This window comes from Actinoplanes sp. TFC3 (genome assembly GCF_001553785.1).
GTDB lineage: Bacteria > Actinomycetota > Actinomycetes > Mycobacteriales > Micromonosporaceae > Actinoplanes.
Window position 1 is genome coordinate 1419394 of the sequence record NZ_LOJP01000001.1, and the last position, 21124, is coordinate 1440517.

A 21124-nucleotide genomic window follows, 5' to 3' on the forward strand; every position below is an offset into this window, starting at 1 on the left:
CTGCCGGGAGACGTCGTGGTTTCCATCGGTACGTCGGGCACGGTGTTCGTCTCCTCGGAAGTGGCCCCGGACGATCCCAGCGGCACGGTGGCCGGGTTCGCCGACATCACCGGGCGGTTCCTGCCGATCGTGGTGACGCTGAACGCCGCCCGGGTGCTTGACGCGGCGGGCAAGATGCTCGGCGTCGACCATGACGAGCTGTCCCGGCTGGCCCTGTCGGCCCCGGCCGGCGCCGATGGGCTGGTGCTGGTGCCGTACCTGGAAGGCGAACGGACCCCGAACCGCCCGGACGCCACCGGGGCCATCCACGGGCTCACGCTCAGGACCTCGGATCCGGCGCACCTGGCCCGGGCGGCGGTCGAGGGCATGCTCTGCGCCCTGGCCGACGGGCTCGACGCGCTGGTCGCGCACGGGGCTGAAGCCAACCGCATCGTGCTCGTCGGCGGAGGAGCACGCAGTGTGGCCGTACGACAGATTGCTCCTGCGCTCTTTGGTCTTCCGGTCCTGGTGCCCCCGCCGGGTGAGTATGTCGCCGACGGTGCCGCACGCCAGGCCGCCTGGGTCGTCAAGGGCGGCGATCTCCCGCCCACCTGGTCCGCGGAAAGTCCCGAGGTGTTCCAGGACGACAGCGTTCCGTTGATCCGGGAGCAGTACGCGGTGGCCCGGGACAGGGTCGTCGACAAGGTGAGGCGCTAACCTCCTCCCGTGAGAAAGGGCGGCTCGGCGCATCGCACGTACAGCGTGGTGGTGTTCGTCGTTCTCGCCTCACTCGACAATGTGGCGATCGGCCTCGTCCCACCCCTGTACGGCAGCATCGGCACCGGCTTCGGGGTGGGCGAGGGCCACATCGCGCTCGCCACCACCGTGATGTTCCTGATCAGCGCCGTGGCCGCGATCGGCTGGGCGTACGCCGGGGATCGCACGAACCGCAAGCCGGTCCTCATTGCCGGCACCGCCATCTGGGTCGCCGGCACCGCCTGGTCCGGGCTGGCCGGCAGCTATCCCTCGTTCCTGGCCTCGCAGGCGCTGGCCGCGATCGGCCTCGGTGGCGTGGCCAGCGTCAGTTTCTCCGTGGTCAGCGACCTCATCTCCCCCAAGCGGCGCGGGCTGGTGATGAGCTTCTGGGGGCTGTCGCAGGGCATCGGCACGCTGGCCGGCACCATGGTCGGCGGGCTGCTCGGCGCCGACGACTGGCGGCGGCCGTTTCTGATCACCGCGGCGGCCGGCGTGGTGGCGACCGTGGCCTACGTGATCACCTATGACGTGCCGCGCGGGGACAGCCAGCCCGAACTGCGGGGCATCGAGTACGACGAACGCATCCACCGCGACGACCTGCCCAAGATTCTGGCTCGTCGGACCAATGTGTGGCTGATCCTGCAGGGCTTCTCGGCCCAGGTGGCGTTCGGCTCGCTGGTCTGGCTGCCGATCCTGTTCCGGGCCCGCGCCGAGGCGCAGGGCTACTCCACCCAGACCGCGATCGTGGTGGGCAGCGTCTTCGCCACCTTGTTCCAGCTCGGCGGCGCGTTATCCATCCTCGGCGGGCTGGTCGGCGACCGGCTGCAACGCCGCACACCGCGAGGGCGGGCGCTGGTCGCGGCGGTTGGGGTGCTCTCCGCCGTACCGTTCTACGTGGTGCTGTACTTCGTGCCGTTTCACATCGACGTGCCCAACGGCAGCAGCTCGGGCGCGATCATCGGGGCGGTCCTGACCAATGTGGTCACCGAGCCGACGGTGGGGCTCAGCCTGGCCGTGGCGGTGTTCGCGCTCGCGCTGACCTCGGCCAACTCGCCGAACTGGTTCGCGCTGATCGCCGATGTCAACCCGCCCGAGCACCGCGGCACGGTGTACAGCCTCGGCAACCTGTTCAACGGCGCCGGGCGGGCCGGTGGGAACGCGCTGGTCGGCGTGGCCTTCCGCGGGCTGTCCGGGGCGTTCCCGCCGCCGCTGAACTACGCGGTCGGGCTGGCGGCTTTCCAGTTCTTCTTCATCCCCACCGGCATCATGTACTGGCTGGCCAGCCGCACCGTGGCCAGGGACATGGCGGACACCCATGCGGCCCTGGCCACGTACGCGGCTATCGCCGAACCCAGACCGTCACATCCGGCGGAACCTGACCGTCTCCGGTGAGCGGCCCGCTGCTGAGCAGGACCTGCGAGCCGCCGGGCAGCGCCACCGGCTCGTCGCCGAAGTTGCTGAGCACCAGCACGTCGCCGTTCGCGAACGCCAGCACCTCCGGCTGGCTGCCGGTCCAGGTCAGGGTGCCGTTGCCGAGATCGTGCTCGCGGCGCAGGCGCAGGGCCGCGCGGTAGAGCTCGTACGTCGAGCCGGCCACGCCGCGCTGGCGGTCGAGCGCGAGCTCCGCCCACGACGCCGGCTGTGGCAACCAGCTGGCGTCGGTCGGGCCAAAACCGTACGACGGCGCGTCGGCCTCCCACGGAATCGGCACCCGGCACCCGTCGCGGCCCGGCTCGGCGTGCCCCGAGCGCTCCCACGCCGGGTCCTGCCGGAACTCGTCGGGCATCGTGGTGTGCTCCGGCAGCCCCAGCTCCTCGCCCTGGTACAGATACGCCGAACCGGGTAGCCCCAGCATCTGCAGAGACGCCGCCCGCGCCCGGCGCAGACCCAGCGGCGCATCGGGCTGCGGGTCGCGGGCCGAGATGCCGTTGCGGTGATCCTTGCCGTCAGAGAAGCCGAAGCGTGACGCATGCCGGGTGACATCGTGGTTCGACAGCACCCAGGTGGTGGGCGCGCCGACCTCGGCGTTCGCGCCGGTGGTCCGGTCGATGACCGCGCGCAGCGGTGCCGCGGCCCACGGGGTCACCAGGTATTCGAAGTTGAACGCCTGGTGCATCTCGTCCGGGCGCACGTAGTGGGCAAGCCGCTCGGCGGGCTGCACCCAGGCCTCGGCCACCAGGATCCGGTCGTCCTCGTACTCATCGAGCACCGAACGCCACTCGCGGTAGATCTCGTGCACGCCGTCCTGGTCCCAGATCGGCGGGGGCGGGGCATCCTGCGGCGTGAGCCCGCCGAGCACCGTGTCGTCGCCGTACTCCCAGCCGGCCAGGCTGGGATCCTTGACCAGCCCGTGCGCGACGTCCACCCGGAAGCCGTCGGCACCGCGGTCGAGCCAGAACCGCAGGATCGCCACGAACTCGGCGCGCACCTGCGGGTTGGCCCAGTTGAGGTCGGGCTGGGAGACGTCGAACAGGTGCAGATACCACTGCCCGTCGGTGGTCTGTTCCCAGGCAGGGCCGCCGAAGACGCTGCGCCAGTTGTTCGGCGGCTCGTCGCGGAAGATGTAGCGCTCACGCTCCGGGCTGCCCGGCGCCGAGGCCAGCGCGGCCTGGAACCAGGCGTGCTCGCTGGAGGTGTGGTTGGGCACCAGGTCGACGATGACCCGCAGGCCGAGCTGCTTGGCCTCGGCGATCAGCTTGTCGGCGTCACCCAGGTCACCGAAGCGCGGGTCCACCGCCCGGTAGTCGGCCACGTCATACCCGGCGTCATGCTGCGGGGAGCGGTAGAACGGCGAGAGCCAGACGGCGTCCACGCCGAGCTCCCGCAGGTCGCTGAGCCGCGCGGTGATGCCCGGCAGGTCGCCCATGCCGTCGCCGTTGCTGTCGGCGAAGGAGCGCGGATAGATCTGGTAGATGACGGCGCTGCGCCACCAATCACTGCTGAGGGGCATGCACCCCAGGCTAACCGTCGAGGATGGCGGCGAACCGCTCCTCGGCCAGGTCCAGTTGATCAAGGATGTGGTCCTTGGCGGTGATCGACAAGGGGGTGTCGGGGCGCCCGATCAGCTCCCTGAGCTTGGGAACCAGCGGCCGGTACTTGATCGCTGAGCTGCGCGCTTTGTCGTACGTGGTGTGAATGACGCCGACGCCGTTGTCGGTGAAGTCACTGACTTTGATGACGCGGGCCCACGGATCGCGGTCGAGGCTGTCCGCCACGTGCGCGCGGTACTGCTCGTGCTTGTCGCGTTCCGGGTCGTACTCGGGGTTGGTGACCGAGCGGACCAGCTCGGCGACCCGGGGGCCGAAGCGCCGCGCGAGTTCCGCGACGGCCGCCTCGGTCAGCACCGCGTGCCCCAGCGCGGCGGGCAACCCGGCAAGCTCCGCCGGGTGGTCCTCCACCGCGTCGTGCAACAGCGCCGCGACCAGCACATCCGGGTCGCTGATGCCGTAGTAGCGCAGGATCCGGATCGCGACCCGCAGCAGGTGGTTCAGGTAGGGCTCGCGGACCCGGCGGTCCTCGGCGTGCAGCTCGGAGGCCAGCGCCAGGGCCTCCTCAAGCCGCTTGCGGTCCGAGGAGGGCAACTGCTCCAGTTCCAGGGCGAAGCGGTCCCGCAGGCCCGCCTCGCCGTACACCTCGGTGATCGCGTGCAACGGCATCGACAGCAGCATCCTGGGCGCCATGGACGAGAACATACCGTCCCGGCTACGACGCCACTGGCTCTTCGTTCCTGAGGTCGTCGCCCGTGAGGTCGTCACGGTCGCCGGTCGGCCGCTCATCCATGGCCGGGCGCGGGCGCACCGGCGAGGGCCGCCGCATGGTGCTCAGCGTCGTCTGGCGCAGCGACCACGGCTGGTTGTGGTGCTCGGCGTGCGAGCCGCGCTTCGGGATGCTGGTGCCGTCGGTGAACTCCTCCTCAGTCATCGCCTGCAGCGCGCTGAGCGCCACCCCGATGATGGTCGCCGCGCTGATCAGCGTGATCGGCACGATCATCAGCAGCGGGCGGATGCCGCTGACGTGGTGGGAGATGGTGCCGCTGAGCTTGACGCTCATCGCGGCCATGCCGGTGTAGTGCATGCCACAGACCGCGATGGCCATGATCGCGGCGGCACCCAGCATCCGCAGCATCCCGCCCCGCATGGCCACGGTGAACCAGAGCGCGGTGGTGGCGGCGACCACGGCGATGATGCCCGACGCGATCACCAGCATCGGCTTGTAGTTGATGGTGCCGGAGACGTGCATCGCCGCCATGCCGGTGTAGTGCATCGCCAGCACGCCGGCGCCGGTCAGCACGCCGGCCACCCCCACCCGCAGCATGCTGGGCCGGCCGTGTCCGACAACAATCAGTCCGAATCCGACCGCGACCACGGCCAGCCCAAGGCTCAGCATGGTCAGCAGCGGGTTGTAGCGCACCGGGCTGGCCGGCACGTCGAACCCGAGCATCGCGGTGAAGTGCATGAGCCAGATCGCCGCCCCGCCAATCGAGAACGCCGCGATGATGAGCCACCTGGTGCGGCGGCTGCGGGTACGGGCGTTGCGGGCGCGCCCGGTGCTCAGCAGTCCGAGGAAGGATCCGAGAAAGGCGACCAGGTACGCGCCGATCGGATTGAAAGCTCCGTAGGTGAAGTGATGGACCTCGGCCACTGCCGGCTCCTCGCGAATTCGTGGGGGATCGATTCGCTGAGGATTACGTCACGAGTCCGATCTAGGACATCGCACGGCGTGTGCGGGGGACTACTTTCGGGTCCCCCGTCGAGATGGAGAAGCTCCCGGGTAATCGGGCAAAAATGCAGAAAACCGGAGCCACCGTATGGCTACCTGCAAGAGATAGCCATACGGCAGCCCCGGTTGGGGATGCCGTCTTATGGGACGGCTCAGCTAGTTGAAGATGCTGACACCGCCGGGGCCGACCAGCAGACCGACGACGATCAGCACGATGCCCCAGAGGAGCTGCCGCCGGAACAGCGCGAGGATGCCGGCGACCACGAGGATGACTGCGAGGATCCAGAGCAAGAATTCCATGACCATCTACTACCCGAGCCGCCAAAATTGGAAACGTGGCGTGCCATCGTCCACCGGCGACGGAGCGGGAATCAGACCCTCACCAGCCCGGCCCCGGCGTCCTCGGACAACAGCTGGTAGACGTTGTAGGCCTGCTTGATGACCGGGTGTGCCACGTTGCGCACCGGCACCCCGCCCGGCGTGCGTCCCCGCTCGCTGCCGTGATGGGCGTGCCCGTGCAGAGCCAGCGCGGTCGGCGCCGAATCAATGGCCTGGCCCAGCAGGTACGACCCCAGGAACGGATAGATCTCCAGCGGCTCGCCGACCAGCGTCTCCGGCACCGGCGCATAGTGCGTCAGCGCGACCAGTGCATCGCACTCCAGCGAGCGCAACGCGTCGCCGAGCCGGTCCGCGATCGCCTCGGTCGTACCGACGAAATCCTTCATCTCGCGCTCACCGAACTTGCTGGCGCATGCCCCGGCGAACCCGCCGCCGAAGCCCTTCGCGCCCGCGACGCCCAGCAGGTGCCCGTTGAGTTCGAGCACCACGCCGTCGCCTTCGAGCACCGTCAGCCCGGCCTCGCGCAGCACGTCAGTGACCTCGGCCTGCTGGTCGCTCTGATGGTCATGGTTGCCCAGCACCACCACAACCGGCACGTCCAGCCCGCCGAACTCCTGGGCCATGCACTGGGCTTCCTCGACCGTGCCGTGCCGGGTCAGGTCACCGGCGATGAGCAACGCATCGGCCACGTCGGGCAGTTGCTCCAACGCGGGCCGGTAGCGGCCCAGCACGTCCTTGTCCACGTGGACGTCGCCCACGGCAGCGATGCGGATCATGAGATCTCCTCCACCTCGGTGGGCGCGGCGGCACGCACGATGCCGATGTCACAGGCGACCTGCACGTCCGGGAAGTTCGCCGTGATCTGCCGGCAGATCTCGTCGCGGCGCTCCGCGCTCTCCACCTCACCGCCGAGCACCAGCAGGTTCTCCCGGCACTGCACGGTGATGCCCTGCTCGGCCACCGCGCCGTGCTCGGTGAGCAGCCGCTGGATCTCGGCTTCCATGTACTCGTCGAGCTGGTGGGTCATGTCATCCCCCCACGGTCAGCCGGGCGCCACCGGGCTCCGGCACCACATCGAGGCGGTCGAGGAGCACGAGGAAGGCTTCGGCGTACGGAGACTTCGCGGTTTCCTTACGTACCCGTTCCCAGTCGATCTGCTCGCGCAGGGAACGCGCCACCGGCAGTCCGGTCGCGAAGTCGCAGTAGTGCTGGGTGTAGCTGAGCAGCTTGTGCACCATCAGCTGGGTGGCCGACAGCACCGGCATGTTGATCGCCTCGACCGAGAGCATGGAAGTGTCGCGCAGCGTGTCGTCGGTCACCGGCGCCTCCACCGGGCGGTAGATCAGATCCACCATCCGGCCCTCGTCGAAGACCTTGACCAGCCAGTCTTCCGGGGGCTGCTCCACCTTGAAGCCGACCGCGGCCAGCTCCTGCAGCGCGCGCTCCTTGTCCTGCTCCCGAATGACAAAGTCGACATCGTGGTCGCTGGAGTGCCCGCCGTGGGCATACACCGCGTAGCTGCCGGCCAGCGCAAACGGGACCTCTGCCTGCTTGAGCACCGAGGCGACCCGCTTGAGCGTGTTGACCAGGCCCTCGTCAACCCGGTGCGGCATAGCATCTCCCTAGCATGTGGTCGAGTTTCAAAGACAAACCAAACTGCTACCCCCATTGTGTACGTCCGAAGCGTCCCCTTACGCAGGAACGCTGCGTGACACCCCGCGCTACCGTCGGTGGGTATGGTCTCCGCCCGCCCTCCTCGCACCATCGCTCTCGTCGGGATCGACGGCTCCGGCAAGACGACTCAGGCCCACCTGCTCGCGGACGCGCTCGCCGATCGCGGACTGCCCGCCCGCTACCGGCGCAACGCCGGTGGCCGGCGCTGGTTCGGCCGCCTCGCCGAAGCCCTGGGCCGCGACCATGTGCTCGGACACCGCGCGATGTTGTTCGTTGAAGCGGTGCTGCGCTGGCTCGCCATCCTGCGCACGCTGACCCGCCGCTGGTTCACCGGTGAGATCGCCGTGATGGACCGCTATGCGGTGTGCCAATTCGCCAGCATCCGCGCCCGCGCCGGAAACGATCACCGGGCTCGATGCTTCTATCGCGCGTTCCCCGCCCCCGACGTCACCTTTTTCCTGGCCGTCAACCCCCAGATTGCGTACGACCGGATCGAACGCCGCGGCTACGACCACGAGGAGATGGACTATCTGCGGGCCGCCACCGCCGCCTACCGCAGCCTGCCCGAGTTCCCCGGCTTCGTGGTGATCGACGCGAACCAGACCCCCGGCCAGGTCCAGGCCGAACTGCTCGCCCATCTGCCGGCCCTCGGCACCGTCCGGCGGCGCATCACCACGTCCATCGTCGTCGGCGCCGCCGCCCTCGCCGCAGCCGCCAGCGCCGTGACCTGCCAGCTCGCCGAGGGCTTCTAGCCGGGCCCCCGCTGATCCTTGTGCTCCACCGTAGGGCTGTGTTATCCGTCACCTTCAGCATGGGTTTTCAGCTCGCCCACAGCATCGATCGAACGTCACCCGGATGGGTCAGTGATCTGCAGCGTGATGTGCCGCATCGTGACAGGTGCTGCACGTCATATCAGTGGCGTGACCTTTGGCTGCGGCGTTTTGCTTGAAGCTGGCGGCAACCTGTCGATGCATCTGAGTGAACCCGAACGGCTACCCGGCCGTACTTGGTGGTGACGAGCGTCGCAACAGAGGTCGTGATGCGCGTCGCTGCGACGGATGAAGGGCTGATGGTGTCATGGAACGGCCGCTGGGTATGCGTTTGTCAGACGCATCCAACCCAGGGTGCGGCTCCGAATGTCTCTTAGGAAGAGCCTTCCTCAGAAAATATGCAACGGGCTCTCAGGTGACGCTCAGACATTCGTGACACTTTCAACTCACCAGCCGGAATCAGCGCAGGGCGTCACTTGTTGTGTAGGTGCGCACCGCAATGCGCGAGCTACGGACGTTACGGGGGAGGGCTGATGGACGCAGGTATTGCCCGTAACAGGGTTAGTGATGGCAATGAGGGGACCGTGGGCAACGTGGAGAAGAACACCGTGATGCGGACCGACCAGGTCGCTGAGGAACGTGACCTCGTCGGAGTCTACCTGCACGAAATCTCCCGGACGCCGCTGCTGGACGCTGCCAGGGAGGTCGAGCTCTCCAAAGCAATCGAGGCCGGCTTGTACGCCGAGCACCTGCTCGACGAGGGCGAGGTCCGCCGCGGCGTGAGCCGGGAGGAACTGGAGCGCCTGGTCGTCGACGGTCAGCGCGCCAAGGACCTGTTCATCCGGGCCAACCTGCGCCTGGTCGTGTCGATCGCCCGCCGCTACGTGCGCTCGGGCATGCCGATGCTCGACCTCATCCAGGAAGGCAACACCGGCCTCGTCCGCGCCGTGGAGAAGTTCGACTACGAGCGTGGCTACAAGTTCTCGACGTACGCCACGTGGTGGGTCCGCCAGGCCATCAGCCGGGCGATCGCCCAGCAGGAGCGCACCGTGCGCCTGCCCGTGCATCTGGTCGAGGACGTCAACCGGATGCGCAACGTCACCCGCCAACTCGTCCGCGAGCTCGGCGCAGACCCGGAGCCGGAGCAGATCGCCACGGCGCTGGGCGTGACGGTGGAACGTGTCAACGAGCTGACCCGCTGGGCACAGGACACTGTGTCGCTGGATACCCCGGTGGGCGACGACGGCGACACCAACCTCGGCGATCTGGTCGCCGACAGCGATGCGCCGTCGCCCGAGGAGATCGTCCTGACCGCGCTGGAGCGCCAGCGCATCGAAGGTTTGCTCAACCACCTCGACGACCGTTCGGCGGGCATCATGCGCGCCCGCTACGGCCTCGAGGACGGCCGCGAGCACTCGCTGACCGAGGTGGCGTCGCGCTTCTCACTCTCTCGCGAGCGCATCCGCCAGCTCGAGATCCAGGCCCTGGGCCGGCTCCGCGAGCTCGCCCGCGCCGAAGGCCTGCAGGCCGCCTGATCCGAGGCGGCCGCAAGCCACCCCGGCAAGCTCGATCCCCCAGCCCATCACGAGGCCGGTGTCCCCCGACGGACACCGGCCTTTCGGGTTCTGCACTGATAAAAGACACCACTGCACGGCAAACCGGCCGGCGTCCCGCGAGCGGGGCACCGGCGGTAGGCGTGTAACGGATGGATCAGGTGACGCGGCCATAGCCGTACGGGGGCATGATGTCGATCGAGCGCTTCTTCACGGGGGCTCCCGCGTGCGACGCGTCGATGATCATGCCGCCACCCACGTAGATGCCGACGTGGCCGAGGCTGCGGTAGAACACCAGGTCACCGGGTTGCAGGGCGCCCCGGGAGACCCGTTTGGTGGCGCTGTACTGGGCGGCTGCGTTGTGCGGCAGCGACTTGCCCGCCGCGGCCCACGCGGCTGAGGTCAGCCCCGAACAGTCATAGGTGTTGGGACCGCCCGAGCCGTACTCGTACATGAGCCCGATCGCGCCGTAGGCGAAGGAGACCGCCTTGCCCGCGGAGCCGGCGATGCTGGGCACCGAGCCGGTGTACTTCGCCGGCTTCTCGGTCTCGCGGCCGTACGCCTCCTTGCGCATGGCGTACAGGTCCTTGAGGTCGCCCTCGATCTTCTTCTTGCGGGCTGCGAGCTCTTTGACCTCGGCGGCCTGCTTGTCCTGCGTGGTCTTGAGGGCGGCTTGGCGCTGCTCGTAGGTCTGTGTCGTCTCGGTGTAGGTGTCGATGTCCCGTTGCCGGGTGCGCGACATCTGCTCGAGAATGGACATGCGATCCATCAAGCCCTCGTTGCCCTGCAGGAGCGCGCTCATCGGGCCGACTTTGCCGGTCTTGTAGGCCGACGCGGCGATGACCTTCATCTGCGACCCGGCCGCCGCAAGGGCTTCGCGGGCCGGCCCGAGCGACTCGGCGAGCTTCTTCTCGTCCGCCTTCGTCTTGTTCAGGTTGATGGTCATCTTGTTGTACGACTCGACGACGTCCTCGAGCTGATCCGACGCCTTCTGGATCTTCTTGGTCAGCTCACTGGACGAGGGTGCTGCGTGCGCTGCGGGGGCGACCGAGCCAGTGATGGCGATCGCCAATGCGGCGACCACCAGGGTGCGTAGCCTCATGCGGGCGTTTCGCAACGGTGTGTGGCCTCTCTTCCGCTCCAGCCACCTACCGGGTTAGCTGACGGATTCGGGCGGGAAGAAGGCCCTACCGCTCGCGCGGATTCACCCCAGTGCTGCTTCGGTTGGTTCCCCGGTTCGCATCAGGAGACGCGCCAGCCCCGGGGGATGGGGCCGCCGAGCGGTTCCTGAGCAATTCGGTGGCGCTGGCCGGTGCCACGTGAGGAAGTGGCTGCGGACCGGACCAACCGCACCAACTTATCGGCGATCCGAATTAATTCAAGAGGCGGGTAAGTGATCTAGGCTAATTGTCACATTTATGCGAATGATCCCGATAGCGGAGTGCAATTCGGCGGGTTCGCAGCGTGACTTTCGCTATTTTTCCGCCAACGCGGACTCGTTGTCCACCGTGCGCGGCGTCCACTTGGTGGTGACCACTCGTTCGGCCCAGAACGAGAAGAACGGAATGGTGCCGGCCAGCATCACGAGAAGCATCCGGCCCAGCGGCCAATGCGCGCGCCGGCTCAGGTCGAAGGCAGCCACCAGATAGATCATGTAGAGGAACCCGTGGATCGGGCCGACGGCGGCCACCACGGTGTCGTTGTCCCCGAGATACTTCAGCGGCATGCCCACCAGGACCAGCACGATGAGGACCACGCCGACGATCCACGCGATGATCCGGTAACGGGTGAGAGCTCCCTGCACGATCCACGTCCTTAGTTACTTCGGTGCTGGCTTGTGACCGGGGTAGTCGCCCGGACGCGCCCCTGGATGGGCGTTCAGCCAGGCCAGATAGTCGTTGTAGGCGGCCAGGTCCGGGTCGTCGCCGGCCGGGGTCGCGGACTTGACGGGTACGCGCACAGGTCGCCGTACCGTAAGAGGGGCGTCTTCGGTTGCCGCCGCCGGCACGTCGCTGTCCCCGTCGGGTTGCGTGGCTACGCCCCGGCTGGCTTGCCGCTCCTGCTGCACCTCGCGGAACCACAGAAACGCCACGAAGAGCGCGAAGACCGGCCACTCGAAGGTGTATCCCCAGCTCAGCGAGTTGCCGCCGGTGGCCCTGCTGAACTGCCACCAGCCCAGTGCGAGGAATCCGGCGATCAACGCGAGCGCGAGCACATGCCGCGCGATCCACGCCGGGGTCCACAGCCCTTTCATGGCGTCGAGCGTACCGGCGCGGGTTTGACGCCAGGGCGGGCGGGCAACCGTTGCTGCAGGCGCCCTGCCCCCGCCGGCGGGCCGGGCACCGACTGTGAGAGGAGAGATCATGAGCGACTCCGACGTCCACGACATTGTGGGAACCGAAACCGGCATCGATCCGGCCGGTCTCGCCGACGAGGACCTCATCCGCGAACTCGGCAGCCTGCACCGCACCCGGCTGGACACGCTGCGCCACGGTCCGGATGCCGCCCTCGCCACCCACCTGCGGCGCACCGCCGAGCTGGAAACCGAATACCTGGCTCGTCACCCGGGCCGTGAGGTCAACCCCGACCGGCTCACCCAGGACTTCTGAGAGGACACCCCCAGGCATGATCTCCTCGGTACGCGGCCGGCTCGACCGGCTGCGGCGGCAGTACGCGCCGCACGACCACCGGCCCCTGGACGGGTATGTCGCCATGATGGGCACGTTCGGCGCCCTGGCGGCCGGCGTCACGACAGCGGCGAAGCTGACCGGCCGTCCGGTCCCGGACCGGCCCGCGACCGCGGACGTGGTGCTCGTCTCGATCGCCACCCACAAGCTGAGCCGGCTGATCGCCAAGGATTCGATCACGAGCCCGCTGCGTGCACCGTTCACGCGTTACAGCGAGCCGGCTGGCAGCGGTGAGATCAACGAAGAGGTACGCGACGAGGGCAGCTCGCTGCGCCACTCGGTGGGGGAACTGGTCAGCTGCCCGTTCTGCCTCGCGGTGTGGGTGGCCACCGGGCTGACCACGGGGTTGGTCTTCGCGCCCCGGGTGACCCGGCTGGCGGCCACGGTGTTCACGGCGACCGCCGTATCGGACTTTCTGCAGATGGCGTATTCGATGGCCAAGGAGGCGGCCGAGGGGCCCTCAGACGATGAGGAGGAGCCAGCGCCGTCTCAGCAGCCGGCGATCAACGGGCACGCGATCCCGCAGCTCTGACCCGACGCTTCGAACGGCCCCGGCGGATGCCGCCGGGGCCGTCCTGCGTTCAGGACTTTTCGAGGCCGGACCAGCCGCGCGGGCTCTCTTCCTCGCGGGCGTCGCTGCCCTCGGTGATGGCCGGGTCAACGGCCGTGCTGCCGTGCTCGTCGGCGAAATCGCTGTCCCCGGCGACGCCGGCCTCGTCATCGCCGAGCGGTTGCAGGTCCTCGTGGTCAGACATTGAGAGTCCTCAGGGCTTCGGAGGCCTCGTCCTGGGCGTACTCCCCGTCGGGCAGGGCGTCGATCAGGGTGAGGGCGGAGGCGGGCAGGTCGGCGGCGATGGCCCCGCGCTGCAGGTCGGCGCTGCTGAGCCGTTCCTGCGCGGAGTAGGCATCGTCCAGGTACTCGTCCAGAAGGCGAAGGTCGTCACTCACGTCAGCCCGGATACCCGCTTTCGCCCCGGACCCACATCAGCCTTTAGTGTGGTCCAGGTCACATTCGCTCCCGGAATGGTGGTGGGCGACCGACAGTTGAGTACAGATGTCGGTGTGCCCAGTGTCCCCGGGCCTCACCCTTTGCCTTCGCGGAATACCGTCCGGCTGGAGCCGCGTTGAGCCACTCGCCGCGAGGCGACCTGCACACCGGCACCTACGAAAAGGGCGTCGCCCCCGGGTCTTCCCGGGGGCGACGTTCGTTACCGGGCGCAGCGGGTAAATGACCACTCATGAGTGAAACAGACCGGGTGGATCAGCGAGCCGCGGACCTGCTCCCCGAGGAGCGCAGTGCGGGCGGCAGCGCGGACCCCAAAGCCCAGGCGGAAGCCATCCTCGCGGAGTCCGACCAGCGCGAAGAGGCCCCGGGAGCCGCCCCGGGCACCTTCCTGGAACATCGTTCGTCGCAGCAGACGGTTACGCCCGGGGACGTTACCCGATAGGGGAAGCCACTTTCGTGTTCACGGACCAGCATGGCAATATCGGCCAAATGTCTGCCCCGCAAAGGAGCACCGGGCGGAGGTCGCGTCGTGCCATACCCGCGACCGACGTACCCCCGCCCACCCGCATCGTCGTCCGCGGCCGGGTAAAGTCCCAGATCGCCGTCGCGCCCCTGCCCGCCACTGCTATGCCCGAGCCGCCGCACCCCGTCGAGGTGGCAGGACTGCTGCACGAGTTGTCGGCGCAGCTGCTCGGCGCTGAGGACGTACCGGAAGCTCTCAATCGTCTTGCCACCCTCGGGGCGCAAGCAATCCGCGGCACCTTGCGCTGCTCGGCGGCCCTGATCGGAGAGGGCGGCCCACCCACGCTCGCCGCCTCCGGCCCCGAGGGCGCGCCATTCGATGATGTGCAGTACGAATCGGGTAACGGACCCTCGCTCGAAGCCGCCCGGACCAGAGCCGTGGTGACCGCGCACGACCTGTTCACCGACGTCCGCTGGCCGCACCTCAACGACTGTGCCAGGACCCAGGGGGTACGAGGGGTGCTCGCGATCCCGCTGGACATCCAGCGCTCGGCGGTCGGCTCGGTCAGCTTCTTCGTCGCCCAGCCGGCCGGCCTCGACCCGGAACTGCTGCTGACGGCGATGGCGATGGTCAACCAGGCGGAGGTGCTGTTCGGCGAACTCCAACGCCGCCAGAGCCAGCGCGAAGGAGCGGCCGTGGACCGAGCGGCAGGCGTGATCATCGCGCAGCGTGGATGTGGGGTGCAGGAGGCGTATGACATCCTGCGCGACACGTCCCAGCGGCTGGGCCTGCCCCGCGAGGAGGTGGCGGACCGCCTGATCGCGGCGGCCGCCCGGCGTAACGGCTGAGTTCTACTTCCTGGCCTGCTGGACTACCTCGAATTCCAGCAGGCTGGCGCCGCCGGCCACGGGTCGCGCGCGCTCACCGGCGTGGGCAGCCCGGCCCGAGCCCGCCGACCAGGCCTGGAAATCCTCTTCCGTCTCCCACTTGGTGTAGACGAAGTACCGGCTCTCCCCGGCCACCGGGCGCAGCAACTCGAACTCCAGGAAACCCCCGGCGTTCTCCACAGCCCCCTGTCGAGCGGCGAACCGCTTCTCCAACTCCGGGCCGGCGCCCTCGGGCACCTCAATCGCATTGATCTTCACAACAGCCATGCGTCTCAGAGTACGAGCGCGTGGTCGCCCAGCCTCGCTCGCGGCTACCTCTGCCAATCTGCCCAACGGGAACGGGCCGCCCTCCCCGGCGGAAGCGCGGCCCGTTCCTCCTTCGTTACCTCGTCAACGCCCCGGCCCCGTAGCGGCCGCCGGTCCGGAGCCAACCTCGCCCGGCACCCCGTCGCTCGCCTCTGCCGCGGCGGCGTCGGCTGCGCGCTGCTGCTGGGCTGAGCGCTGCGACAGCGGGATCTCCGGCAGGAAGAAGACCACGATCAGGCCGACGATCATGACCGCCAGGGCGAGCAGGAACACGACCTGGATGCCATCGGAGAAGCCGACCTTGAACGGGTGGGCCAGCGCCTCGGGCAGCTTGTTGATGAACGACGTGTCGTTCAGGTCGGCGCCGCCGGACTGGGCGGGGGGCCGGATGCCGGCATCCTGGTAGGCGTCGCCGATCTTGGACGGAAGCACGTTGAACAGCACCGACAGAAAGACCGCGGTGCCCAGCGTGCCGCCCATGGAACGGAAGAACGTCACCGAGCTGGTCGCCACGCCGATCTGGCGGGGCGAGACGGCATTCTGCACCGCGGTGATCATCGGCTGCATGTTGCCGCCCAGGCCGAGACCCATCAGCACCATGATCAGCATGACTCGCCACAGCGGGGTGTCCGCGCCGATGAGTGAGAACAGCAGCAGGGCCGCCGTCATCAGGATGCTGCCGACGATCGGGAAGATGCGGTAGCGACCGGTACGCGCGATGAGCTGGCCGGAGGTGATCGAACCGGCCATGATGCCGACCACGAACGGGATCATCTGCAGGCCCGCCACCGTGGGGGAGCTGCCCTTGACGATCTGCAGGTACAGCGGGACGGTCATCAGGCCGCCGAACATGGCCATGCCGAGGATCGTGCTGGAGGTCGCACCGACCGCGACCGTACGGTTGCTGAACAACTTCAGCGGCAGCAGCGCCTCGTCCTTGTATGCCCGCTCGGCCAGGATGAAGCCGATCAGGCCGAGCGCGCCGATCACGTAGCAGGCGATGGCTCGCCCGGAGCCCCAGCCCCAGTCGCGGCCCTGCTCGGCGACCGTGAGCAGCGGCACCAGGCCGATGATCAGGGTGAGCGCGCCGGGCCAGTCGATGCGGTGGTCGGTGCGGCGGTGGGGCAGGTGCAGCACCCGGGCGACCACTGCCATGGCGGCGATGCCGATCGGCACGTTGATGTAGAACACCCAGCGCCAGCCGTCGATGCCGATGATGCTGTCGGCGCCGGCGAAGAAGCCGCCCAGGATTGGGCCGATGACGCTGGCGGTGCCGAACACGGCCAGGAAGAGACCCTGGTACTTGGCGCGCTCGCGGGGCGGCACGATGTCACCGATGATCGTCAGGGCGAGCGACATCAGGCCACCGGCGCCGATGCCCTGGATCGCGCGGAAGGCCGCCAGCTCGTACATGTTCTGCGAGAGCCCGCAGAGGAACGAGCCGACAATGAAGATCCCGATAGCGAACAGGAAGAACGGCCGGCGCCCGTAGATGTCGGACAGCTTGCCGTACAGCGGCGTCGAGATCGTCGAGGTGATCAGGAAGGCAGTGGTCGCCCACGCCTGCAGGTTGAAGCCGTTGAGGTCGTCGGCGATGGTGCGGGTTGCCGTGGCCATGATGGTCTGGTCCAGGGCGGCCAGGAACATGCCCATCATCAGGCCGACCAGCACCGTGATGATCTGACGATGGGTGAATTCCGCCGACGGCTGGGCCGGGGCAGCGCCGCTGGCGGCTCCCGGCCCCGCTCCCGCCGGTGCGGTTTCGGTGGAGTGACTCACGCGTTCTCCCGTGCTGAGACGGCTGGGTCGTTGCGCAGGTGCGCTTCGACGGAGCTGTTGAATTCTTCGAAGTAGTCGGCGAAGGCGCGGATGCGCTCCTGCGGCCAGGCGGCGAGCGCCTGGCTCAGCGACGCATGCCGGGCCTCGTGCAGCCGGGCGCACGCGGCCAGGCCGGCTTCAGTGACCGCGAGCCGAGACGCGCGGCCGTCGGCCGGATCCGCCTCGCGGCGGGCCAGGCCGGCCTTGACGAGCTGGGCCGCCTGCCGGCTGATCGTGGACGGGTCTGCGCCCTTGAGTTCAGCCAGGTCGGTGACCCGCAGGGGGCCGTGGTGCCGCAACGGGAACAAAAGCATCAGTGCGGAGAACTCGGCACCTAGGTCCGCCATGTGGAGCATGCCCTTGACGCGTGCGCCCAAGCGGACGAACCGCTGAACTTCGTCCACGAGCCGTCCGACGGCGTCCCCGGTGTCCGGCTTCGTCACGTGCTCCGCCCCCGATCATTTGTTTGCAGCGTACAACTTGTTGTGTGGTGAAAGCATCTCCCACACCGTTGTGACAAGCGTCTCGGTGTCCTCCAGGGCGGCGGGCACGGGCACGGCGAACTCGGCAGCACGCTGGAACAGGCGCTCGGGGAGATACCCGCGTCCGGGGTCACCAACCAGAACTCGCCCCTGCCGTACGAGCCGGCGCATCTCAGCCGTCATCCGATCGGCAACACTGCGCGTGTAGAAGACGTCACCCGCGAGTACGACATCGGCGCCTTCGGTGTCGGCTATGTCGGCTGCGCGGGCGCGCAAGCTCACCCCGTTGACCTCGGCGTTGCGCAACGCTGCTTCGACCGCGGCGGGGTCGAGGTCGATCGCCTCCACTTCGGCGGCTCCGGCCCGCGCGGCAGCTACCGCCGCGATGCCTGAACCGCTTGCCACGTCGAGCACCCGTTTTCCGGCGACCACGTCGGGATGGTCGAGCACATAGCGGGCCAGCGCTTGCCCGCCGGCCCAGGCGAACGCCCAGAACGGCGGTGCGACATCGCTCGAGAATGCGCCGCCGGCCGCATCGAAAAGCCCGGTCCGGGTGCCGGCGAGATGCAGAGATATCTCGGGAACAAGGGGTACGGACAACAGCGTCGTTTGCACCCGGCGATTCTGATCCTTCGAGGCGGACCGCCGCTTGCCAATTCGTCAGCCTGTGCATAACCGAGGCTGTCCAAAATTGTCGGATTAAGCGGCGTACTCCATCGGCGCCGGGTCCGGCTCGACCGCTTCCGAATCAAGTTCGGCGACCCGGTTGGCCAGCAGAAATGCCAGCGAGGTGTCACCGGTGGCCAGGGCATGATCGCGGGCTTCGAGCAGGATGGCCATCAGCCGTACGCGGTACAACGCCCGAGCTCGGGCCGCCCAGGCTGACTTGTCCACATCTTCGAGCAACGGGCGTGCGGCGAGATGGGCTGCTGCGGTAAGGGGGCGCAGAGCGCCGGCTGAGGACCGGCCCGACGCCGCGGCCGCGAGCTGGTCGAAACGGGTGACGTCTACCCGTACCCGATCAGCGATTAAGGCGTACCCGCCGTCGCGCTCCTCGATGACCGGAGTTCCGTGCTCCAGGTGCTGGCGCAAAAGCGACATATGACGTTCCACGATGGTCTCCGCGGCGGCCGGCGCATTTCCGGTCCACAAGAGATCGGCAAGCTCTGACGTGCGCAGATGCCCGCGCAAGGCAAGCAGGGCGAGGATTTGCTGGGCGTGCGCGTCGCCCAGGTCACTGCCCGTGAGGCGTACGCCACGGGTCCGGACTTCGAGGCGGCCGAAGAGCTGGATCTCGTACATGACGTAAAACCCTCAGCGGGGGGCGATGATGCGGCAAGCCCCCGTGGTGGTGAACCGGACCCCAAAAGCGAGGGGGAGCATCCACCGAAGATATGAGGTGGGCAGACCGCTTGGACCCATCCGTACGGCAGGTGGTCAACCGGTTCGGCGTGCCTCGTGCATGCTGTCAGACTGTTGGTACGCCTTGGCTTCGCGCGGAGGACACATAGACTTCCAGCGCTGGCGGATCAGGAGGCGTTAATGGTGGGCGAGGCGATCACGGTGCTCGTGGTGGACGGGCATCAGACATTCGCCGAGTTGCTCGGTGTGGCGCTGGCCGGGCAACCGGAGCTGCGATACATCGGTCATGCGGTCACAGGCGAGCAGGCCATCCGCATGGTCCAGGAGCTGCGCCCCAACGTGGTGCTGCTCGACCCCGACCTTCCCGACGCCGACGGCATCGCGATCGCGGAGCTGCTGCGCCACCGGCTGCCGGACACAAGGTTCGTCATTCTCACAGCGAACAACGAGTCGGCGCTCGTCGGTCGGGCGACGGCCGCGGGAGCCTCGGGCTTCCTGTCGAAGAACGGCCCGCTCGGCGACGTGATGAACGCCATCCGCACGGCCCACGGCGGCGGCATGACGGTATCCACGGACATTCTCGCGCGCCTGCTGCGCAGCACCGCGCCGGTAGTAGGCCCACGGGCCGGTGGTCTGACGGCGCGCGAGCACGAGGTGCTGGTGCTGATGGGCTCGGGCCTCGACCCGCGAGCCATCGCCCGCCGGCTCGGCATCAGCGTCCACACATGCCGCGGCTACGTGAAGGCTGTGCTGGGAAAACTCGGTGCCCACAGCCAGTTGGAGGCCGTAGCGGTAGCCACTCGGCGAGGCCTCCTTCGGCCGGACGGGCATAACGCAGAGTAATTCACGTCTGCACCCATCCGCGAGCCCCGCCGATCCGTACCACTCGCCGGAGCGCCCTGCTAAGACAGCCGGCGCCGACGCGAGTTGGAGGGCTTCGCGTGGAACAAGGATTCGCCAGTTCGTCCGATGTGTCCGTAGCGTTAGCGGACATCCCGTCGGGCGGCCCAGCCGATCACGAAGCGCCCCACCGCCGGCCGGAAGCGGGAGCGCTGCCCCACCGACGTCCCTCGGCAACGCTGAATCGCGAGGATAGCGCTAGTTGGAACGCTTTCGCCCCACGTTCGGGACGGGGGGAGTCGGCTGCTGAGGAGCAGCTTGTTCAGCGTGCGGGTGCTGCTGAGGCGCGGGCGGCTGCTGGCGGTGGGTCGCGGCAAGGCGCCGGTAGCGGCGCTGCAGACTCTGCTGGGTCGCGCGGACTCAATGCCGGGGATTCGCGGGCGGGTGGCTCGGGCGCTGGAGGGTCGCGGCTGGGGGCTGCGGCTGGGGGCGATGGCGGATTGGCGACGACTACTGCGACTGAGTGGGCGCGGCGGGGTGGCGCTGGGCCGCTTGCCGGCGGAGATCCGGGACTGGAGATTCGCCGGCCTGGTGGTGGGCGCGCGGACGAAGATGGCCGTCGCGGTTCGGCTGGTGGGCGGCGCGGGGATGCCGGAGGGCTTGGCTCTGACGACATGACGCGGGCAGACGGCTGGCAGGGAACGGGCGGGATGCCGCGAGTGGGCAGCCAACCTGGAACGGGCGGGATGCCGCAGATGGGGCACCGCTCGGGAACCGGTGAGGTGCCGCGAATGGGCGGTCGGGCGGAGGCGGCCGAGAGGGCATATGGCCGCGCAGGCTCCGGAATGGGCGAGATGTCATGGTCTAGCGCCGGTGACGGGCGGGGCAATTCGGACGGTCAGCGCGGGGAGTGGGAGAGCGTTCTCTCGGCCGCGCCGCAGGACCGGCGCATCGGGCCACACGACCGGCAAGCTCTGAGCCCACACCCGCAGGCCGGGCTGCGCGATCAGCACGCCGCCCAAGGCAGTGGGCAAGGCGCCCAAGGCAGTGGGCAGGCGGCCTCCCGCGGACATCAGTCGGCCGCGCGCGGGCATCGCGTGAAGCGTGAAATGCCGGCGCCGGAACCGAAGTATGGTCCGGCTCCGCCGGCTACCAATCGGCGGGCATCGTTCGGCTTCACGGCGGGACCGATCAGCGGTAACTGGCCCGACGAGACCGATGGCACCCCGCCGGCGCCCAGCCACCGCCGAGCCGAACGTGCCGAGCAGACCGAGTGGGCTCAGCAGACCGAGCGGACCCAGCAGACCGAGCGGACCCAGCAGACCGAGTGGACCCAGCAGGCCAGGCGGGCGAAGCAGGCCGTGTGGGCGGAGCAACCCGAGCCAGCCGCGGACGAGCGCATCGGCGACCTTGTCGGTGATTCCGCGCATGAGATTCGCGCGCATCGGGCCACCGGCGGGCATGGCGGTGGGCGGGCGCGGGG

Annotated in this window: 27 protein-coding genes, 1 pseudogene and 1 riboswitch; of the genes and pseudogenes, 11 read left to right on the forward strand and 17 right to left on the reverse strand. The window is 68.6% G+C overall.

What is annotated here, in order from left to right; translation table 11 throughout:
* Together TFC3_RS06410 and TFC3_RS06415 are read left to right on the forward strand one after the other, a co-directional pair.
* The coding region (locus TFC3_RS06410) for an FGGY-family carbohydrate kinase (RefSeq protein WP_255363748.1) at positions 1 to 696 on the forward strand (696 nt) is incomplete at its 5' end.
* A 9-nt stretch (positions 697 to 705) separates the two neighbouring features.
* Complete coding sequence (locus TFC3_RS06415; protein ID WP_067496908.1) at positions 706 to 2127, forward strand: MFS transporter; 1422 nt, start codon at positions 706 to 708, stop codon at positions 2125 to 2127.
* On the opposite strand, the gene TFC3_RS06420 is transcribed toward TFC3_RS06415, so the two are convergent.
* The 7 genes from TFC3_RS06420 to TFC3_RS06445 form a co-directional block, all read right to left on the reverse strand.
* Positions 2075 to 3685: a glycoside hydrolase family 13 protein gene (locus TFC3_RS06420; RefSeq protein ID WP_067496911.1), complete on the reverse strand. Its 1611-nt coding sequence runs from the start codon at positions 3683 to 3685 to the stop codon at positions 2075 to 2077. The two genes, TFC3_RS06415 and TFC3_RS06420, sit on opposite strands and share 53 nt — an antisense overlap.
* Positions 3686 to 3695: 10 nt before the next feature.
* Positions 3696 to 4415, reverse strand: coding sequence for an HD domain-containing protein (locus TFC3_RS06425; RefSeq protein ID WP_067506097.1), 720 nt, complete (start codon positions 4413 to 4415; stop codon positions 3696 to 3698).
* Between the two features lie 22 nt (positions 4416 to 4437).
* On the reverse strand, positions 4438 to 5376 hold the full coding sequence (locus TFC3_RS06430; protein ID WP_082771884.1) for an MHYT domain-containing protein: 939 nt from the start codon (positions 5374 to 5376) through the stop codon (positions 4438 to 4440).
* 234 nt (positions 5377 to 5610) lie between these two features.
* Complete coding sequence (locus tag TFC3_RS38470) at positions 5611 to 5754, reverse strand: GPGG-motif small membrane protein (protein WP_173745303.1); 144 nt, start codon at positions 5752 to 5754, stop codon at positions 5611 to 5613.
* A gap of 71 nt (positions 5755 to 5825) precedes the next feature.
* On the reverse strand, positions 5826 to 6569 hold the full coding sequence (locus TFC3_RS06435; protein WP_067496917.1) for a metallophosphoesterase: 744 nt from the start codon (positions 6567 to 6569) through the stop codon (positions 5826 to 5828).
* Positions 6566 to 6820 carry a hypothetical protein gene (locus tag TFC3_RS06440; RefSeq protein WP_067496920.1) on the reverse strand — a complete coding sequence of 85 codons (255 nt, stop codon included), beginning with the start codon at positions 6818 to 6820 and terminating at the stop codon, positions 6566 to 6568. The genes TFC3_RS06435 and TFC3_RS06440 overlap by 4 nt, the downstream gene beginning before the upstream one ends.
* A gap of 1 nt (position 6821) precedes the next feature.
* Positions 6822 to 7406, reverse strand: coding sequence for a nucleotidyltransferase (locus tag TFC3_RS06445; RefSeq protein ID WP_067496922.1), 585 nt, complete (start codon positions 7404 to 7406; stop codon positions 6822 to 6824).
* A 123-nt stretch (positions 7407 to 7529) separates the two neighbouring features.
* Here TFC3_RS06445 and TFC3_RS06450 point away from each other — a divergent pair, with 123 nt between their 5' ends.
* Both TFC3_RS06450 and TFC3_RS06455 read left to right on the forward strand, forming a co-directional pair.
* Positions 7530 to 8219, forward strand: a complete 690-nt coding sequence (locus TFC3_RS06450; RefSeq protein WP_067496925.1) for a thymidylate kinase — start codon at positions 7530 to 7532, stop codon at positions 8217 to 8219.
* Between the two features lie 551 nt (positions 8220 to 8770).
* Positions 8771 to 9772, forward strand: a complete 1002-nt coding sequence (locus tag TFC3_RS06455; protein WP_067496928.1) for an RNA polymerase sigma factor RpoD/SigA — start codon at positions 8771 to 8773, stop codon at positions 9770 to 9772.
* A 175-nt stretch (positions 9773 to 9947) separates the two neighbouring features.
* Here the strand turns inward: TFC3_RS06455 and TFC3_RS06460 are convergent, their stop codons facing one another.
* From TFC3_RS06460 to TFC3_RS06470, 3 genes are all read right to left on the reverse strand, one after another.
* On the reverse strand, positions 9948 to 10892 hold the full coding sequence (locus TFC3_RS06460; RefSeq protein WP_173745304.1) for an NlpC/P60 family protein: 945 nt from the start codon (positions 10890 to 10892) through the stop codon (positions 9948 to 9950).
* A 29-nt stretch (positions 10893 to 10921) separates the two neighbouring features.
* Positions 10922 to 11060: riboswitch (cyclic di-AMP (ydaO/yuaA leader) on the reverse strand.
* Between the two features lie 204 nt (positions 11061 to 11264).
* Complete coding sequence (locus TFC3_RS06465) at positions 11265 to 11594, reverse strand: DUF3817 domain-containing protein (protein ID WP_067496934.1); 330 nt, start codon at positions 11592 to 11594, stop codon at positions 11265 to 11267.
* A gap of 15 nt (positions 11595 to 11609) precedes the next feature.
* The gene (locus TFC3_RS06470) at positions 11610 to 12044 is read right to left on the reverse strand and encodes a hypothetical protein (protein ID WP_067496935.1); all 435 of its coding nucleotides are present in this window, start codon (positions 12042 to 12044) and stop codon (positions 11610 to 11612) included.
* A gap of 109 nt (positions 12045 to 12153) precedes the next feature.
* Here TFC3_RS06470 and TFC3_RS06475 point away from each other — a divergent pair, with 109 nt between their 5' ends.
* Both TFC3_RS06475 and TFC3_RS06480 read left to right on the forward strand, forming a co-directional pair.
* Entirely contained in the window at positions 12154 to 12399 is a 246-nt protein-coding gene (locus TFC3_RS06475) for a DUF6158 family protein (protein ID WP_067496937.1), read from the forward strand.
* Between the two features lie 16 nt (positions 12400 to 12415).
* Positions 12416 to 13009 (forward strand): DUF1360 domain-containing protein, encoded by a 594-nt coding sequence (locus TFC3_RS06480; RefSeq protein ID WP_067496939.1) that lies wholly within the window; start codon positions 12416 to 12418, stop codon positions 13007 to 13009.
* A 49-nt stretch (positions 13010 to 13058) separates the two neighbouring features.
* Here TFC3_RS06480 and TFC3_RS38475 read toward each other — a convergent pair whose 3' ends face one another.
* Complete coding sequence (locus TFC3_RS38475; protein ID WP_173745276.1) at positions 13059 to 13232, reverse strand: hypothetical protein; 174 nt, start codon at positions 13230 to 13232, stop codon at positions 13059 to 13061.
* Positions 13225 to 13425, reverse strand: coding sequence for a hypothetical protein (locus tag TFC3_RS06485; protein WP_236718011.1), 201 nt, complete (start codon positions 13423 to 13425; stop codon positions 13225 to 13227). The genes TFC3_RS38475 and TFC3_RS06485 overlap by 8 nt, the downstream gene beginning before the upstream one ends.
* 290 nt (positions 13426 to 13715) lie before the next feature.
* Here TFC3_RS06485 and TFC3_RS06490 point away from each other — a divergent pair, with 290 nt between their 5' ends.
* Together TFC3_RS06490 and TFC3_RS06495 are read left to right on the forward strand one after the other, a co-directional pair.
* The gene (locus TFC3_RS06490; protein ID WP_067496943.1) at positions 13716 to 13925 is read left to right on the forward strand and encodes a hypothetical protein; all 210 of its coding nucleotides are present in this window, start codon (positions 13716 to 13718) and stop codon (positions 13923 to 13925) included.
* Positions 13926 to 13972: 47 nt separating this feature from the next.
* On the forward strand, positions 13973 to 14794 hold the full coding sequence (locus TFC3_RS06495) for an ANTAR domain-containing protein (protein WP_236718012.1): 822 nt from the start codon (positions 13973 to 13975) through the stop codon (positions 14792 to 14794).
* Between the two features lie 3 nt (positions 14795 to 14797).
* On the opposite strand, the gene TFC3_RS06500 is transcribed toward TFC3_RS06495, so the two are convergent.
* The 5 genes from TFC3_RS06500 to TFC3_RS06520 all read right to left on the reverse strand — a co-directional run bounded on the left by TFC3_RS06500 (position 14798) and on the right by TFC3_RS06520 (position 18741).
* Complete coding sequence (locus TFC3_RS06500; protein ID WP_067496947.1) at positions 14798 to 15100, reverse strand: antibiotic biosynthesis monooxygenase; 303 nt, start codon at positions 15098 to 15100, stop codon at positions 14798 to 14800.
* 123 nt (positions 15101 to 15223) lie between these two features.
* Positions 15224 to 16918 carry an MDR family MFS transporter gene (locus tag TFC3_RS06505; protein WP_067496949.1) on the reverse strand — a complete coding sequence of 565 codons (1695 nt, stop codon included), beginning with the start codon at positions 16916 to 16918 and terminating at the stop codon, positions 15224 to 15226.
* Positions 16915 to 17400, reverse strand: a complete 486-nt coding sequence (locus TFC3_RS06510; protein WP_067496951.1) for a MarR family winged helix-turn-helix transcriptional regulator — start codon at positions 17398 to 17400, stop codon at positions 16915 to 16917. The genes TFC3_RS06505 and TFC3_RS06510 overlap by 4 nt, the downstream gene beginning before the upstream one ends.
* 15 nt (positions 17401 to 17415) lie before the next feature.
* Entirely contained in the window at positions 17416 to 18054 is a 639-nt protein-coding gene (locus tag TFC3_RS06515) for a methyltransferase (protein ID WP_067496953.1), read from the reverse strand.
* An 84-nt stretch (positions 18055 to 18138) separates the two neighbouring features.
* On the reverse strand, positions 18139 to 18741 hold the full coding sequence (locus tag TFC3_RS06520) for a helix-turn-helix domain-containing protein (protein ID WP_067496955.1): 603 nt from the start codon (positions 18739 to 18741) through the stop codon (positions 18139 to 18141).
* A gap of 240 nt (positions 18742 to 18981) precedes the next feature.
* On the opposite strand from TFC3_RS06520, the gene TFC3_RS06525 reads away from it, so the two are divergent.
* The 3 genes and pseudogenes from TFC3_RS06525 to TFC3_RS37805 all read left to right on the forward strand — a co-directional run.
* Entirely contained in the window at positions 18982 to 19644 is a 663-nt protein-coding gene (locus TFC3_RS06525) for a response regulator transcription factor (protein ID WP_067496956.1), read from the forward strand.
* Positions 19645 to 19959: 315 nt separating this feature from the next.
* Positions 19960 to 20319, forward strand: coding sequence for a hypothetical protein (locus tag TFC3_RS06530; RefSeq protein WP_153040117.1), 360 nt, complete (start codon positions 19960 to 19962; stop codon positions 20317 to 20319).
* A 431-nt stretch (positions 20320 to 20750) separates the two neighbouring features.
* A pseudogene (locus TFC3_RS37805) lies at positions 20751 to 21124 on the forward strand (hypothetical protein); the annotation flags it as partial.